This window comes from Pseudomonas sp. WS 5412, assembly GCF_012985615.1.
GTDB lineage: Bacteria > Pseudomonadota > Gammaproteobacteria > Pseudomonadales > Pseudomonadaceae > Aquipseudomonas > Aquipseudomonas shahriarae.
Map to the genome: position 1 here is coordinate 209,730 of NZ_JAARMB010000009.1, position 13,742 is coordinate 223,471.

The 13,742-nt window shown below is 60.1% G+C and carries 10 protein-coding genes and 1 pseudogene; 8 read left to right on the forward strand and 3 right to left on the reverse strand.

Annotation, left to right across the window (positions count from 1 at the left end; genetic code table 11):
* Positions 1 to 300 precede the first annotated feature (300 nt).
* On the forward strand, positions 301 to 1,260 hold the full coding sequence (locus HBR94_RS14685; protein WP_057958888.1) for a DMT family transporter: 960 nt from the start codon (positions 301 to 303) through the stop codon (positions 1,258 to 1,260).
* Between the two features lies 1 nt (position 1,261).
* Here the strand turns inward: HBR94_RS14685 and HBR94_RS14690 are convergent, their stop codons facing one another.
* Positions 1,262 to 2,650, reverse strand: coding sequence for a class II fumarate hydratase (locus tag HBR94_RS14690; protein ID WP_057440775.1), 1,389 nt, complete (start codon positions 2,648 to 2,650; stop codon positions 1,262 to 1,264).
* Between the two features lie 193 nt (positions 2,651 to 2,843).
* Between HBR94_RS14690 and HBR94_RS14695 the strand changes: the two genes are divergently transcribed.
* The 7 genes from HBR94_RS14695 to HBR94_RS14725 all read left to right on the forward strand — a co-directional run bounded on the left by HBR94_RS14695 (position 2,844) and on the right by HBR94_RS14725 (position 10,552).
* Positions 2,844 to 3,359: a DUF2059 domain-containing protein gene (locus HBR94_RS14695; RefSeq protein ID WP_115127820.1), complete on the forward strand. Its 516-nt coding sequence runs from the start codon at positions 2,844 to 2,846 to the stop codon at positions 3,357 to 3,359.
* Positions 3,360 to 3,362: 3 nt separating this feature from the next.
* Positions 3,363 to 3,662 (forward strand): BolA family protein, encoded by a 300-nt coding sequence (locus HBR94_RS14700; protein ID WP_115127821.1) that lies wholly within the window; start codon positions 3,363 to 3,365, stop codon positions 3,660 to 3,662.
* Between the two features lie 118 nt (positions 3,663 to 3,780).
* Positions 3,781 to 4,722: a rhodanese-related sulfurtransferase gene (locus HBR94_RS14705; RefSeq protein WP_170045059.1), complete on the forward strand. Its 942-nt coding sequence runs from the start codon at positions 3,781 to 3,783 to the stop codon at positions 4,720 to 4,722.
* A gap of 36 nt (positions 4,723 to 4,758) precedes the next feature.
* Positions 4,759 to 5,361, forward strand: coding sequence for a DsbA family protein (locus HBR94_RS14710; RefSeq protein ID WP_169961215.1), 603 nt, complete (start codon positions 4,759 to 4,761; stop codon positions 5,359 to 5,361).
* A complete protein-coding gene (locus HBR94_RS14715) occupies positions 5,354 to 7,159 on the forward strand; it encodes an ABC transporter ATP-binding protein (protein WP_169961214.1) in 1,806 nt (601 codons plus the stop codon). The genes HBR94_RS14710 and HBR94_RS14715 overlap by 8 nt, the downstream gene beginning before the upstream one ends.
* Positions 7,160 to 7,254: 95 nt before the next feature.
* Positions 7,255 to 9,714 carry an EAL domain-containing protein gene (locus HBR94_RS14720; RefSeq protein WP_057440784.1) on the forward strand — a complete coding sequence of 820 codons (2,460 nt, stop codon included), beginning with the start codon at positions 7,255 to 7,257 and terminating at the stop codon, positions 9,712 to 9,714.
* 46 nt (positions 9,715 to 9,760) lie between these two features.
* The gene (locus tag HBR94_RS14725) at positions 9,761 to 10,552 is read left to right on the forward strand and encodes an iron-containing redox enzyme family protein (RefSeq protein ID WP_170045060.1); all 792 of its coding nucleotides are present in this window, start codon (positions 9,761 to 9,763) and stop codon (positions 10,550 to 10,552) included.
* 22 nt (positions 10,553 to 10,574) lie between these two features.
* Here HBR94_RS14725 and HBR94_RS14730 read toward each other — a convergent pair whose 3' ends face one another.
* Together HBR94_RS14730 and HBR94_RS14735 are read right to left on the reverse strand one after the other, a co-directional pair.
* Entirely contained in the window at positions 10,575 to 11,501 is a 927-nt protein-coding gene (locus HBR94_RS14730; RefSeq protein WP_170045061.1) for a GGDEF domain-containing protein, read from the reverse strand.
* Positions 11,502 to 11,962: 461 nt separating this feature from the next.
* Positions 11,963 to 13,491, reverse strand: a pseudogene (locus tag HBR94_RS14735) (IS3 family transposase).
* Between the last annotated feature and the right edge of the window lie 251 nt (positions 13,492 to 13,742).

Below are 13,742 nucleotides of genomic sequence, written 5' to 3' on the forward strand. Positions count from 1 at the left end.
CCGCCGCGATGGGCCATCCATGGCCCAGCGCGGCTAACCCGGCGTCCTGCCGGGTTACCCCCCAAATCAATATCGGATGACGGCCAGCGTGGTTTAACGGGGCGCCTCAGATCAAAATCAAAAGCAAAGCGAGGCGGCCTGACAGCCGACCTGATCGTCGAGGCGTGCGCGTGCTCCTGTGGGAGCTGGTTTGCCTGATCCCACAATTGATTTGCGGCGTGCCTGATAAAAAACTTCGCCAAGGTCCACCCACATCCCCCTAGAATGCGGCTTCCTCTACCTCTGGCTCTTGGGGCACTCATGCACATCTCTTCCGGCCGCTGGGTCTACGGTTTATCCCTGACCCTGCTGACCGCGCTGCTCTGGGGCATTCTGCCGATCAAGCTCAAACAGGTGCTGCAGGTGATGGACCCGATCACCGTGACCTGGTTTCGCCTGATGGTGTCCGGCAGTTGCCTGTTCGTTTATCTGGCCGCCGTCAAGCGTCTGCCCAGCCCGAAAGTCTTGGGCAAGCGCGGTGGCTGGCTGGTGGCGATGGCGGTGTGTGGGCTGCTGGGCAACTACGTGCTCTATCTGGTGGGGCTGAAGATGTTGAGCCCCGGCACGGCGCAACTGGTGGTGCAGATGGGGCCGATCTTTTTGATGATCGCCAGTGTGTTTCTGTTCAAGGAGCGTTTCAGCCTGGGGCAGGGGGTAGGCCTGTTGGTGCTGATCATCGGCTTTGCACTGTTCTTCAACCAGCGCCTGGCGGAGCTGCTGACATCCCTGGGCACTTACACCGCCGGGGTGCTGACGATTCTCCTGGCGACCACCATCTGGGTGTTCTACGCCCTGGGCCAGAAGCAATTGCTGACGGTGTGGAATTCACTGCAGGTGATGATGGTGATTTACCTGTCTTGCGCATTTCTCCTGTTGCCCTGGGTACATCCCATGGAGGCGCTGCAACTGAGCCCATTGCAAGGCTGGCTGTTGCTGGCGTGCTGTTTCAATACGCTGATTGCCTATGGCGCCTTTGCCGAAGCCTTGGCCCACTGGGAAGCGTCGCGGGTCAGTGCGACGTTGGCGATTACACCGCTGGTGACCTTTGTGGCGGTGGCGATTGCGGCCTGGTTGTGGCCTGACTATGTGCATGCCGAGCAGATCAATGGCCTGGGTTACGGCGGTGCGGTGCTGGTGGTGTTGGGGTCGGCGTCGGTGGCGTTGGCGCCGTCCTTGATCGCCGGGCTCAAGGCCCGGCGCGCAAGGTTGGCCCACCTTTAGGTCAATGCCCGGCTTCGAGCATATTCTCCGGGCGTACCCACTGGTCGAATTCGGCATCGGTGAGGTAGCCCAGCTCCAGCGCTGCTTCACGTAGCGTCAGCCCTTCGGCATAGGCTTTCTTGGCAATCTGCGCCGACTTGTCATAGCCGATATGCGGGTTCAGCGCGGTTACCAGCATCAAACCCCGTTCCAGGTGCGCGGCCATTTGCTCGGCGTCGGGCTCAAGGCCCGCGATGCAATGTTCCTGGAAGTTGCGGCAGCCATCGGCCAGCAAGCGGATCGACTCCAGCAGGTTGTGGATAATCACCGGCTTGTACACGTTCAACTGCAAATGCCCTTGGCTGGCGGCAATGCCGATGGTCACGTCGTTGCCCAGCACCTGGCACGCCAGCATCGACAGCGCCTCGCACTGGGTCGGGTTGACCTTGCCGGGCATGATCGAACTGCCCGGCTCATTGGCCGGCAGGCGCACTTCGGCCAGCCCAGCGCGTGGCCCCGAGCCCAGCAGGCGTAGGTCGTTGGCGATTTTCATCAAGGCCACAGCCAGGGTTTTCAGGGCGCCGGACAGGGTGGTCAGCGGCTCATGGCCCGACAATGCGGCGAACTTGTTGGGCGCGGTGACAAACGGCAGCCCGGACAACGCAGCGATTTCTGCGGCAATCGCCTCGCCAAAGCCGTGGGGCGAGTTCAGGCCGGTGCCTACCGCCGTGCCGCCCTGGGCCAGCTCGCACACTGCGGGCAGGGCACTGCGAATGGCGCGCTCGGCATAGTCCAGTTGGGCGATGAACGCGGAGACTTCCTGGCCGAAAGTGATCGGCGTGGCGTCCATCATATGGGTGCGGCCGGTCTTGACCAGCTTCATATGGCGCGCCGACAACTCCGCCAGCCCGCCAGACAGCTCGCGCAACGCCGGCAGCAACTGCTCGTGCACCGCCTGTACGGTGGCGATGCTCATGGCGGTGGGGAAGCAGTCGTTGGAACTCTGGGAGCGGTTGACGTGATCGTTGGGGTGTACCGGGCTCTTGCCGCCACGGGGCCCGCCCGACAGCTCGTTGGCGCGGCCGGCGAGCACTTCGTTGGCGTTCATATTGCTCTGGGTGCCACTGCCGGTCTGCCAGACCACCAAGGGGAACTGGTCGTCGTGCTGGCCGTCGAGCACTTCGTCGGCGGCCTGTTCGATCAGCCGGGCAATATCGGCGGGCAGGTCGCCATTGCGGTCGTTGACCCGCGCCGCCGCTTTCTTGATCAGGACCAGGGCGTGCAGGACCGCCAGTGGCATGCGTTGTTCGCCGATGGCGAAATTGACCAGTGAACGCTGGGTCTGTGCGCCCCAGTAAGCGTCATCCGGGACTTGTACTTCGCCCAGGCTGTCGGTTTCGATACGGCTCATCGCAGGGACTCTCCTTGTAGTCGGTTTGCGCAGTTTAGGCCCTGGGGGGGCGTTTGGGTTCCATAAAAGCCATTTCATCGGCCAAACCCCCGCAAAACCAGGCGCTGTAAGGCGTGGGGTTGAGTGCCAGCGTTTTTTAGGCGCAGAATGGTCGCCCTTGGGGTATTACCTCGCCTGCTAGAAAGGAAACTCGATGACTCGTCTTCGTGCCATCTGTACCGCGGTTGCTCTGGTCTGTGCCAGCGGCCAGGTTCTTGCCGATACCGCCAGCCACAACGCCAGTGCCGAAGCCTTCCTGACCCTGGCTCACGCGGACAAGCTGGGCACCCCGGTGTACATGCAAGTGCAGCAAATGTTCGCCCAGCGTTTCGAGCAGACCAAGGCGCCTGCCGCCAAGCAAACCGTGCTCGACACCTACCAGGCCAAGGCCAACGCCGCCCTGGACCAGGCCATTGGCTGGAACAAGCTCAAGCCGGACATGGTCAAGCTCTACACCAGCAACTTCAGCGAGTCCGAACTCAAAGACCTGGTTGCCTTCTACAAGTCGCCACTGGGCAAGAAAGTCCTGGAGAAAATGCCGCAACTGACCCAGCAATCGGCCCAGTTGACCCAGGCCAAGCTGGAAAGCGCGGTACCTGTCGTGAACAAGCTGTTGGAAGACATGACCAACGAACTGACCCCCAAAGCCGCACCCGCCAAGAAGAAGTAAGCAATGACCATGCAGCAGCGTATCGAATCGGCACTTGCCGCCCTGAGCCCGGAACACCTGAGTGTGCTGGACGAAAGCCATATGCACAGCCGTGGATTGCAGACGCATTTCAAGGCCGTGCTGGTCAGCCAGCAGTTCGAGGGGCTCAACCGCGTCAAGCGCCACCAGAAGGTCTACGCCACGTTGGGCGACCTGATGAGCGAGTTCCATGCGCTGGCGCTGCATACCTACACGCCTGAAGAATGGGCAAAAACCGACGCAGCCCCGGCCTCGCCGACCTGCGCTGGCGGTAGCAAACACTGATATCCGGCTGCTACAAGGGCCTATGTTTTGCTAGAATCCGCAACGCGCCGCTCAGTCGGCGCGTTTTTTTTGCATCCGGTTCACCCTTTACGAGGGTAGCCACCTGGAGAGAACACCCATGACACACCCCATCGTCGTGGCGGCACTGTATAAGTTCGTCACCCTCGAAGATTACGTCGCCCTGCGTGAGCCCCTGTTGCAGGCCATGGTCGACAACGGCATCAAGGGCACCTTGCTGATCGCCGAAGAAGGCATCAACGGCACCGTTTCCGGTAGCCGCGAAGGCATTGATGGCCTGATGGCCTGGTTGAAGAACGACCCACGCATGGTCGATATCGACCACAAAGAGTCGTACTGCGATGAGCAGCCGTTCTACCGCACCAAGGTCAAGCTGAAAAAAGAGATCGTGACCCTGGGCGTCGAAGGCGTCGACCCGAACAAGAAAGTCGGTACCTACGTTGATCCGCAAGACTGGAACGCGTTGATCAGCGATCCAGAAGTGCTGTTGATCGACACCCGTAACGACTATGAAGTGTCGATCGGCACCTTTGAGGGCGCAATCGACCCGAAAACCACGAGTTTTCGCGAATTTCCCGACTATATCAAAGCCAACTTCGATCCGACCAAGCACAAGAAAGTCGCGATGTTCTGCACCGGCGGGATTCGTTGTGAAAAGGCCTCGAGCTACATGCTCAGCGAAGGCTTTGACGAGGTGTATCACCTCAAGGGCGGCATCCTCAAATACCTCGAAGAGGTGCCCCAGGCAGAGACCAAATGGCAGGGCGACTGCTTTGTCTTCGATAACCGCGTGACCGTGCGCCACGACTTGAGCGAAGGTGACTACGATCAATGTCATGCCTGCCGTACACCGGTTAGCGTAGAGGACCGCGCATCCGAGCACTACGTGGCCGGCATCAGTTGCCCGCACTGCTGGGATAAGCTGTCCGAGAAGACCCGTCGCAGTGCGATCGACCGCCAGAAGCAGATCGAGCTGGCCAAGGCCCGCAATATGCCGCACCCGATTGGTTACAACTACAAGCAATCATCCACCGAGGCTTGAACCATGTCTGCGCGCCTGCTCTATGTAATGGACCCGATGTGTTCCTGGTGCTGGGGTTTTGCCCCGGTGGCCAAGGCCCTGGTTGAGCAGGCCCAGGCGGCTGGCGTGGAATTGCACCTGGTGGTGGGCGGCTTGCGTACCGGCAGTGGTGCGGCGCTGGAACCGACTACTCGGCGCTATATCCTGGAGCACTGGCAGGCGGTGACCGAGGCCACGGGCCAGCCGTTCCGCCTGGAGGGCGCCTTGCCTGAAGGGTTTGTGTATGACACCGAGCCGGCCTGCCGGGCCCTGGTCACTGCGCGTGGCCTGGCGCCGGATTGCGCCTGGACCTTGCTCGGGCTGATCCAGCAGGCCTTTTATGTCGAGGGTCGCGATGTGACCCGCGCCAGTGTGCTGGTGGAGCTGGCCGAGACCGCCGGGGTGCCGCGTATCGAGTTTGCCGAAGCCTTTGACCGCGCCGAACAACATGCCGCCACGGCCGCCGACTTCACTTGGGTCCAGGACCTGGGCATCGCCGGTTTCCCGACCTTGCTGGCCGAACGCAATGGCCAGTTGGCGTTGTTGACCAATGGCTACCAGCCGCTGTCCGAGCTGTCGCCGCTGCTCGGTCGCTGGCTGGAGCGAGCTGCCTGTGCATGATCAGCCAACACCACGGGTTGATCGGCTGACCTGGGCAGAAATCCGTCGCCTGGCCCTGCGCCATAAAAAATCCCTGTGGATTGCCAACGGTGTCGCCGTACTGGCGACCCTGTGCAGCGTACCGATTCCCTTGCTCCTGCCGTTGCTGGTGGACGAAGTGCTGCTGGGCAATGGCGATGCCGCGTTGCAGGTGATGAACCACGCGTTGCCGGCGGCCTGGCAGCAGGCTGCCGGGTATATCGGCCTGATGCTGCTGATCACCCTGGTATTGCGCTGCGCGGCGTTGGTGTTCAACGTGGTCCAGGCCCGCCTGTTTGCGGGGCTGGCCAAGGACATTGTCTACCGCATCCGCGTGCGTCTGATCGAGCGGCTCAAGCGTATTTCCCTGAGTGAATACGAAAGCCTGGGCGGTGGCACCGTGACCACACACCTGGTCACCGACCTGGACACGGTGGACAAGTTTGTCGGGGAAACCTTGAGCCGGTTCCTGGTGGCCACCCTGACCCTGGTCGGCACCTCCGGGATCCTGATGTGGATGCACTGGAAGCTGGCCCTGTTGATCCTGCTGTTCAACCCCCTGGTGATCTACGCCACGGTGCAGTTGGGCAAGCGGGTCAAGCACCTGAAAAAGCTCGAAAACGACAGTACCTCGCGGTTTACCCAGGCCCTGACGGAAACCCTGGATGCCATCCAGGAAGTGCGCGCCGGCAATCGCCAAGGGTTTTTCCTCGGGCGCCTGGGGCAGCGTGCCCAGGAAGTGCGCGACTTTGCCATCAACTCCCAGTGGAAAAGCGACGCCTCCAGCCGCGCCAGTGGCCTGCTGTTCCAGTTCGGCATTGATATCTTCCGCGCGGCGGCGATGCTCACGGTGCTGTTTTCCGACCTGTCCATCGGCCAGATGCTCGCGGTGTTCAGCTACCTGTGGTTCATGATCGGCCCGGTGGAGCAACTGCTGAACCTGCAATACGCCTACTACGCAGCCGGTGGCGCGCTGACGCGGATCAACGAACTGTTGGCCCGCGCCGACGAACCGCAATACGCAGGGGGCGAAGATCCGTTTACCGGGCGCGAAACCGTGGGTATCGAGGTGCAGGGCCTGGACTTTGGCTATGGCGAAGACCTGGTGCTCAACCAGTTGAACCTGGTCATCGCCCCCGGCGAGAAGGTGGCGATTGTCGGCGCCAGTGGCGGCGGTAAAAGTACCCTGGTGCAATTACTGCTGGGGCTCTACACCCCGCAGGCGGGCACGATCCGCTTCGGCGGCGCAACCCAGCAGGCGATTGGCCTGGAAACCATCCGCGAGCATGTCGCGGTGGTGCTGCAGCATCCGGCACTGTTCAACGACACGGTGCGCGCCAACCTGACCATGGGCCGCGAGCGCAGTGATCAAGCCTGCTGGCAGGCCCTTGAAATTGCCCAGTTGGATGCTACGGTCAAGGGGTTACCCCAGGGCCTGGACAGTATTGTCGGGCGCTCGGGCGTACGTTTGTCCGGCGGCCAGCGCCAACGCCTGGCGATTGCCCGGATGGTGCTGGCCGAGCCGAAAGTGGTGATCCTCGACGAAGCCACCTCGGCCCTGGATGCGGCCACCGAATACAACCTGCACCAGGCACTGGCGCGGTTTCTCAGTGGGCGTACTACACTGATCGTTGCTCACCGTTTGTCGGCGGTGAAGCAGGCTGATAGGGTATTGGTGTTTGACGGTGGGCATATAGCCGAAGACGGCGACCACCAGCAGCTGATAGCCGACGGCGGTTTGTACGCCAAGCTTTACGGACACTTGCAACAAGTTCGCTGAAACGATCCCGGTACCGATCCTGGAGGGATCGTGTTTGGCCTCGGCTGTGCTGTCAGGAGCAGTTTTTACTCGCCTGTGCTGATGCAAGGGATCTCATGAAGCAGAAGCGAACTCTCGGAACACCCCGTTTGCTGGGCATTGTCTGGCCTTTTATTGCGGTTGTACTGTTCCAGGCATTACTGGGCTGCGTCAGCCTCTATATGCTCTCGGCCGTGCGCGGTTATGTGGCGGGCGAAAGCCTGTGGTCCAAGGGCCAGAAAGATGCCATCTATTACCTGACCCTGTATGCCGATAACCGCGACCAGAAGACCTTTCTCAAATACCAGAGCGCGATTGCCGTGCCCCAGGGCGGGCACGAGCTGCGCATCGCCCTGGACCGCCCCAACCCTGACCTGGCGGCCGCGCGCCAGGGGATCCTCAAGGGTGGCAACCATCCGGATGACGTGTCGAGCGTGATCTGGCTGTACCTTAATTTCCGCCATTTCAGTTACCTGGAAAAAGCCATCGAGCTGTGGACCGTGGGCGATGGCTACCTGGTGCAACTCGACGACCTGGCGCAGGAAATGCACCGGGACATCCTTGCCAACCAAGCCACCAGCGCCGACATCCATGCCTGGAAAGAGCGCATCATCGCCATCAACGATAGCGTGACGCCGGCGGCCAAGGCTTTCAGCGATGCCCTGGGTGAAGGCTCAAGGATGATTCTGCGCCTGCTGCTGATCACTAACCTGGCCACCGCCCTCGGCCTGATTGCCCTGGCCTTGTTGCGCACCCGCAAGCTATTGGCCCAGCGCCATGCGTTTGCCGATGCCTTGCAAGTGGAGAAGGAGCGGGCGCAGATCACCCTGGAGTCCATCGGCGACGGAGTGATTACCACCGATGTCGACGGGGCTATCGCCTATATGAACCCGGCGGCGGAGTCCCTGACCCACTGGAAGGCTGCCCAGGCCCAGGGCCTGCCCCTGGCGGCGTTGTTCAATCTGCTGGATGAAAACGCCCAGGCCGAAGGGTTTGCCCTGATCGAGCATATTCTTGGCGGTCAACTCACCGGCGGCAGCGAACACTCCAAGCTGATCCAGCGTCTGGATGGCAGCACGGTCTCCGTGACCCTGGTAGGTGCCCCGATCCGCAGTGCCGGAAAGGTCAGCGGGGCAGTGTTGGTGTTGCACGACATGACCCAGGAGCGCCAATACATTGCCAACCTGTCTTGGCAGGCGACCCATGATGCCTTGACCGGGCTGGCCAACCGCCGTGAATTTGAATTCCGCCTGGAGCAGGTGTTGCATGGCATCGGGCGCCAGCAGTCGGGGCATGCCTTGATGTTCCTCGACCTGGACCAGTTCAAGCTGGTCAACGACACCTGTGGTCACGCGGCGGGCGATGAGTTGTTGCGGCATATCTGCGCGCTGCTGCAATCGGACCTGCGCGAAGGCGATACGCTGGCTCGCCTCGGGGGCGATGAGTTTGGCATTCTGCTCGAGAACTGCCCGCCACTGGTGGCCGAGAAAATCGCCGAAAGTCTGCGTCGCACCGTGCAAAACCTGCACTTTGTCTGGAAAGGCCGGCCGTTTGTCACCACGGTCAGTATCGGCCTGGTCCATATCTCGCACATCCCGACCACCCTGGAAACTTCTTTGCGCGCCGCGGATATGGCCTGCTACATGGCCAAGGAAAAGGGGCGTAACCGGGTGCAGGTCTATCACGCCGATGACTCCGAGTTGTCCTTGCGCTTTGGCGAGATGGCCTGGATCCAGCGCCTGCACATGGCTTTGGAGGAGAACCGCTTCTGCCTGTATGCCCAGGAAATCGCGGCCTTGGGCCATACCGAGGCGGGTGCCGGGCATATCGAGATCCTGTTGCGCCTGCACGACGAAGCGGGGCGGATCATTTTGCCCGACAGCTTTATCCCGGCTGCCGAGCGTTATGGGTTGATGACTTCGCTGGACCGCTGGGTGGTGGAGAACGTATTCAAGCTGATTGCCCGTTGCATGATCGAGCGACCGGGCAGGCCCATGGCGATGTGTGCGATCAACCTGTCGGGCATCACCATCGGCGATGACGACTTCCTGAGCTTCCTGCGGGAGAAATTCAACGCCTATGGCATTCCGCCGAGCATGATCTGTTTTGAAATCACCGAAACCAGCGCCATTTCCAACCTTGGCAGTGCGATTCGTTTTATCAATGAGCTCAAGGCCTTAGGCTGTTTCTTCTCCCTGGACGACTTTTGCGCCGGAATGTCCTCATTCGCCTACCTCAAACATTTACCTGTAGACTTCCTGAAGATCGATGGAAGTTTCGTAAAGGATATGCTGGACGACCCGATTAACCGCGCCATGGTCGAAGTGATCAACCACATCGGCCATGTCATGGGTAAACGCACTATTGCCGAGTTTGTCGAAACGCCGCACATCGAGCAGGCATTGCTTGAGATCGGCGTGGACTACGCTCAGGGCTACCTGATTGAGCGCCCGCAATTGTTTACCTTCGATAGTTTGCAGTGTCGACCTGCGCGCCCGCAGCCTCTGTTATTCCGGGCGCCCGGCACGTTCCGCTGAAACATCTGCTGGTCTGTACACATCACACATCAAAAGGAGCCCGACAGTGATCGACACATTCAGCAGAACCGGCCCGCTTATGGAAGCCTCAAGTTACCCCGCCTGGGCTCAGCAATTGATCCAGGACTGTAGCGAGAGCAAGCGCCGAGTTGTCGAACACGAACTGTACCAGCGCATGCGCGATAACAAGCTCAGTGCCAAGACCATGCGCCAATACCTGATTGGTGGCTGGCCAGTGGTGGAACAGTTCGCGTTGTACATGGCACAAAACCTGACCAAGACCAAGTTTGCCCGTCATCCTGGCGAGGATATGGCGCGACGTTGGTTGATGCGCAATATTCGCGTGGAACTGAACCATGCCGACTATTGGATGCATTGGGCACGCGCCCATGGCGTGGGCCTGGAAGAACTGCAAGCGCAGAACGTGCCGCCCGAGTTGCACGCACTGAGTCATTGGTGCTGGCACACCAGTTCGGCCGATTCGTTGATTGTTGCGATTGCCGCTACCAACTACGCCATCGAGGGGGCCACTGGGGAGTGGTCTGCGCTGGTGTGTTCGACGGGCGTGTATGCCGCAGCGTTCCCCGAAGAAGATCGCAAGCGCGCCATGAAGTGGCTGAAGATGCATGCCCAGTACGACGACGCCCACCCGTGGGAAGCGCTGGAAATCATCTGCACCCTGGCGGGGATGAACCCGAGCAAGGCGTTGCAAGTGGAGTTGCGCCAGGCCGTGTGCAAGAGCTACGACTACATGTACCTGTTCCTGGAGCGTTGCATGCAGTTGGAGAAAACCCCGGTGATCCGCGAACGCCAGGTACTGGCGGCCAGCGAAGCCTGACCCCGGCAGGGCGGGGTAGGGGTTACCCCGCCATTGCCAGGCGGTTGCGGCCTTCGCGCTTGGCCACGTACAAGGCGCTGTCGGCCCGGCGCAGCAAGCTTTCGGCCGACTCGCCTACCAGCAAGGTCGCGCAACCCAGGCTCACCGTCAATTCGATACGCGTGGTGTCCGCCCAGTAGTCCTGGGCCTGTGCTGCCTGGCGCAAGCGTTCGCCGACCATGGTGGCGGCATCGCGGCTGGTGTTGGAAAGCAGGATCAGGAACTCGTCCCCGCCAAACCGAAACACCATATCCACATTGCGCAACTGGCTTTTGATCGAGGCTGCGACGGCCTTGAGCACTTTGTCGCCGGTGGCGTGGCCGTGGCTGTCGTTGATGCGCTTGAAGTGATCGATGTCGAGCATCAGCAAGGACAGCGGATGCAGATGCCGCTTGGCCATCTCGATCTCCCGGCCCAGGGTCTGGTCCATGGCGACGCGGTTGCCGGTCTCGGTCAATGGATCGCGCAGGGCGCTGCGGGTCGCGGCGCGATACAGCAAGGCATTGCGCATGGGGTACAGCAGGCTGGCCAGCAGTGATTCCAGGTTGCCCTGTTCCTCTTCGCTGAAGCGCTGGTTGCGGCGAAACACCAACTCCCCCAGGTGCTCGCCCTGATGGCTGAGGCTGTAACTCACGGAGTGATGACCGCGCTGGCCATATTCCAGACGCAGGTCGCTGGTTTCATGGCGGTATTGCAGGGCGTCCAGGGGGACCAGGCGCTGCACTTCGCGAAAAAACAGGCTGAGGATCCGCTCCGCTTCCAGGCTGGTCTGCAATTGCAGATTCAGTTGCTGGCGCAGTTGCGCAAGGCTGATGGGTCGGCGGGCGACGATGGAAGGCTGGCCAAAGCCCAGGCGTTGCAATTTGGCACTGTCGAAGTCAATTGCGTTGGTCTGGGTCGGTGTTTTCATAAACGGGCAGGCCTCTAAGCACAGAATACTGTCTTACAGGCTCGATGGGAGCGGTTACTGGCGGGCGCCTTACTGTTCCTTCAGTTCCGTAAAACTTGGGTAACAGTCTAGTCCGCTTTGCCGGGGGTTATAACCCCTGATCCCATGCCGCACGTCTTGATGTCGCGCTGCCTGCTTAAGCAAATTGGAGCGAAAAGCGTGCCATTTAGTGCAATTAGTTTTTTGTGCTTATAAAACAAGGGGATGGGGTTTATTGAGGAAAAGGCGTGGTGGAAATTTGGCGCAGGCCTATTGTGGCGGGCTTGCTTGCGATGGCGATAGGTATCACACAATTCTTTTTTGGGTATGTGTACATATCCGTTGCTGCGGTTATGGCGGCTATTGGTTCCGCCCTTACGGCGGGTCACTTTTGGAAAAGAGCGGTACGTGTCAAGGTACCTGTCGCCTTAGTACTGCTGCGGCTAACCCATTGCGCCCTTAACTTCAGGGCGTTCTGGGTTCAAATACACCGCATCTGCCAACTTCCAGTTGCGTGTCCTGGTACTCCAGCGGCTCGGATTAGCTTCTCTGGCATCTTCATATAGCGCCACTCGGGCTTGTAATAGAGCTGTCGCCTTGCCTTCGTGGCGCTCGTTCGGCGTCACGTATTTCAAGGCGCTGTGACGATGATCTTCGTTGTACCACTCGATAAATTTTTGTACCCAAAGTCTTGCTTCTGTGAGGGTATCAAACGGCTGGTCCGGCCAGAGTGGGCAGTACTTTGCGGTACGAAAAAGTGCTTCGGCGTATGCATTGTCGTTGCTCACGCGCGGTCGGCTAAATGACGGCTCTACGCCTAGCGAAACCATGCTTTCACGCAGCAAAGAGCCTCTCATAACGTGACCATTATCCGAGTGCAGCACCAATGGACGACCGGCCGTGTGTTCGCGTAAGCAGCCCTTTTCGAGCAGTTCGCACGCATGCTCAGCGCACTCCACCTCATGCACCTCATTGGCGACCAATTTACGGCTGTAGATGTCCTTGACCATGTACCAGTAGAAAAAACGGCCCTTGACGGTGCTGGGTAACCAGGTGATATCCCAGCACCACACTTGATTGGGGCCGTCAGCACAATGCGTTGTCAGCGCCCTGCGTTTCGGAGCTTTGGCACGACCACGGCGCACGTTTTGATTAGCCGCTTTTAACACGCGATAAAACGTCGACTCCGAAGCCAGATAGATACCCTCATCCGCCAGCTTAGGAACGATTTGGTGCGGTGTGAGGCTGGCGTAGCCAGCCTGACTGGCCGCATCAAGCACCGCTTGGCGCTCCGCTTCGCTGAGTTTGTTTGACGGCGCTGCCCGCTGAGCCAGCAGGCGCTTGTCGCAGGCGGCGTATCGCCAACGTTGAACCGTGCGCAGGCTCAGTCCCAGCTCGTTGCACGCCCGATATCGACGAGCCCCACCGAGCACCGCCTCGGCAATCAACTGCATGGCTTGCGTACGATCAGAGGCGCTGATCAGTCTTCCTTGTCCTTGCCCCAGATCGCATTGGCTTTTTTTCTGAGTTCCAGCAAAGCCTCCGCCTCAGCACGTCCAGCATCGGATTGGATCAACTGACGTTCCAGCTCTTTGATTCGTCGTTGTTCGGCAGTTTTCTCTGCGCTGGGCTTCAGGTCAGCCAGGGTATTGGCGTTTTGACAGGCTTCGCGCCACTGCTGGATTTGCTCCGGATAAACGCCCTTGATTCGGCAGTATTGGGAGATTTCCACCTCGCTCAACGGAGCGGTTTCCATGACAGCATTGAATTTATCGGCGCTGGACCATTGATCACTGGTTTTGCCGTTTCCCGGCACGATCAAACCTTTATCTCTAGCCATTTGTCTCCAGTTACGCAGTGACTGTGGCGTGAGGTTGAGCGCAACGGCAAGGTCTGCCACTGAGCGATTGAGGGGCGGCATCATTTGCAGAACGGCCCAGTCTTTGAATTCGTCGTCATAACGCTTGGACATTGCTACACACCTTCGCCCTCTTGAATAATTGAGTCAATCAACAAGCGCGACAGGTAGCCTGACACGGAGGGAGAGCCCCAAAAGTAACCAAAAGGGCTCTTGCCCCACCACTCGGTGCCTCGCCTAGGCTCGGCATGCCCGCAGTCAGGCATTGCTCCGTGGGCCCGCCGCGATCGGCCATCCATGGCCGTGTCGCGGCTACCCCGGCATCCATGCCGGGGTGCCCACTGCGCAATACCTGCCTGCGGCCA

Bases quoted from the DNA above. Each gene is read 5' to 3' on its own strand.
- HBR94_RS14685 (WP_057958888.1), top strand. From the start codon at position 301: ATGCACATCTCTTCCGGCCGCTGGGTCTACGGTTTATCCCTGACCCTG.
- HBR94_RS14690 (WP_057440775.1), bottom strand. From the start codon at position 2,650: ATGAGCCGTATCGAAACCGACAGCCTGGGCGAAGTACAAGTCCCGGAT.
- HBR94_RS14695 (WP_115127820.1), top strand. From the start codon at position 2,844: ATGACTCGTCTTCGTGCCATCTGTACCGCGGTTGCTCTGGTCTGTGCC.
- HBR94_RS14700 (WP_115127821.1), top strand. From the start codon at position 3,363: ATGACCATGCAGCAGCGTATCGAATCGGCACTTGCCGCCCTGAGCCCG.
- HBR94_RS14705 (WP_170045059.1), top strand. From the start codon at position 3,781: ATGACACACCCCATCGTCGTGGCGGCACTGTATAAGTTCGTCACCCTC.
- HBR94_RS14710 (WP_169961215.1), top strand. From the start codon at position 4,759: ATGTGTTCCTGGTGCTGGGGTTTTGCCCCGGTGGCCAAGGCCCTGGTT.
- HBR94_RS14720 (WP_057440784.1), top strand. From the start codon at position 7,255: ATGAAGCAGAAGCGAACTCTCGGAACACCCCGTTTGCTGGGCATTGTC.
- HBR94_RS14730 (WP_170045061.1), bottom strand. From the start codon at position 11,501: ATGAAAACACCGACCCAGACCAACGCAATTGACTTCGACAGTGCCAAA.